The sequence below is a fragment of the Lentilactobacillus sp. genome (assembly GCF_040773105.1).
GTDB classification, from domain to species: domain Bacteria; phylum Bacillota; class Bacilli; order Lactobacillales; family Lactobacillaceae; genus Lentilactobacillus; species Lentilactobacillus parabuchneri.
In genome coordinates, this window is sequence record NZ_JAXGWW010000321.1 from 1 (window position 1) to 1,760 (window position 1,760).

The 1,760-nt window shown below is 44.9% G+C and carries 3 protein-coding genes; 1 reads left to right on the forward strand and 2 read right to left on the reverse strand.

Going from position 1 to position 1,760, the window contains the following annotated elements; translation table 11 throughout:
• The first annotated feature begins 12 nt into the window (after positions 1 to 12).
• Positions 13 to 198 carry a 50S ribosomal protein L28 gene (gene rpmB / locus AB3112_RS11275; protein ID WP_367334548.1) on the forward strand — a complete coding sequence of 62 codons (186 nt, stop codon included), beginning with the start codon at positions 13 to 15 and terminating at the stop codon, positions 196 to 198.
• A 61-nt stretch (positions 199 to 259) separates the two neighbouring features.
• Here rpmB and rpe read toward each other — a convergent pair whose 3' ends face one another.
• Positions 260 to 913: a ribulose-phosphate 3-epimerase gene (rpe, locus tag AB3112_RS11280; protein ID WP_367334549.1), complete on the reverse strand. Its 654-nt coding sequence runs from the start codon at positions 911 to 913 to the stop codon at positions 260 to 262.
• A 25-nt stretch (positions 914 to 938) separates the two neighbouring features.
• A partial coding sequence (locus AB3112_RS11285; protein WP_367334547.1) for a protein kinase occupies positions 939 to 1,760 on the reverse strand: 822 nt, incomplete at its 5' end.

Genomic DNA, 1,760 nt, shown 5'->3' on the forward strand with positions numbered 1-1,760 from the left:
AAGGACGACATCATGGCGATTTGCGAACATTGTGGTAAAAAAACCACCTTTGGTCAGAACCGAAGTCACTCCATGCGAGCAACAAAACGTACATTCAAACCAAATCTTCAACAGGTTACGGTTTATGAAGACGGCAAAATGGTCAAAAAGACATTGTGCACGCGTTGTATTCGAACTTTAACCAAAGCCACTAAATAGTTTTAACACACAATCGATGCAATAGTCGCGGCAACATGTCGCGATTTTTGCTTTAATAGCATCACTTGAGTGCCTCACGCAAGGCTTTGATTCCAGCAGCAATACCGTTTTGATGACCAAAAATGGCAGATCCCGCAATAAAATTGTCTGCCCCAGCCTGATAGCATGCTTTGATTGTCTCAGGGCTGATTCCGCCGTCAACCTGGATCATCGCTTTTGATCCGTTTTTTTTAAGGAAATCTCTTGTTTTGCGAATTTTCTCGTACATGCTGGGGATGAAGGACTGACCGCCAAAACCCGGGTTGACGGTCATGATCAAGACTTTTTCAAAATACTGGGGAAGTTCTTCCAGGGTGTTTATTGGCGTTCCCGGATTGATTACAATTCCAGGTGACATTCCCAATTCGCGAATATTTTCTAAGGTGCGATGAATGTGTGGGCATGTTTCATAGTGGACGGTTAAGTGGTTTGTGCCAGCATCTGCAAAAGCCTGCAAATGCTTTTCTGGCTCGACAATCATCAGGTGGACATCGATAGGCAATGTTGTGGCACGCCGAACAGCTTTAACAATCATTGGACCAAAAGTAATGTTGGGCACAAATCGACCATCCATAACATCAACATGAATCCAGTCTGCGCCAGCTTTTTCGGCTTCCTTGACCTGAACACCAAGTTTGGTGAAATCTGCTGAGAGAATCGAGGGGGCGATTATGATCGTCATAGCATTCCTTTACTGATCCTTAAGGATTGACCGCGTAATAAATATAAAGCCAGAATGGGATCAACCCAAAAATTGCTGTAAATGCCAATAAACCGAGCAACCAGGTTAACCAATCGACGCTATGTTCTTTGCCCTCGTCCACTACTGCTTCTTCCTGAGGTTGAACAGGTTGGAATGCTGGTTTATGATCGTCTTTTAATAACGGGGCGGGTTTAGAATTTGTAGATGGATTGGTTTTTGCTGGTTGGGGGAGGACGATAGGTCCTGTTTTGTCTTCGTTGACATCTTTGAAAGACATTAGAACACGTCCCAACTGATCGGCGGTTCGATAACGGGCAGATGGTTCTTTTGATAAAACTTTAAGGGTGATTTCTTCGAGATATTGTGGGATAGCCCGGTTGATTTTGCGTGGCGGAATTGGGTCGTTCGTGCGATGCATTTTAGAGAGCTCGGTCGCATCGCTTGATTCAAATGGTAGTTTTCCCGTTAACATTTCGTACAATATAACGCCCAATGAATAAACATCAGATGCAGGAGATGGCGGACCGCCCGCGGCTTGTTCCGGTGAAAAATAATGAGGTGATCCCCAAACAATTTCACTTTTCTCATCGGGATGAATGCTGGCAAGTGCGCGTGCAATTCCAAAATCGGTGACCTTAAGGCGAAAATCGTTTGAAACAAGCATGTTGTGCGGCTTGATATCGCAATGCACCAAACCCGCTCGATGGGCGTAACCTACGCCTGCGCACGCTTGAACCAACAAGCCTACAGTATCCTCAATGCTGAAACTACCCTTTTTTCGGATCAATGTCTTTAGATCCGTGCCGTTGATGTATTCAAT

Bases quoted from the DNA above. Each gene is read 5' to 3' on its own strand.
- rpmB (WP_367334548.1), top strand. From the start codon at position 13: ATGGCGATTTGCGAACATTGTGGTAAAAAAACCACCTTTGGTCAGAAC.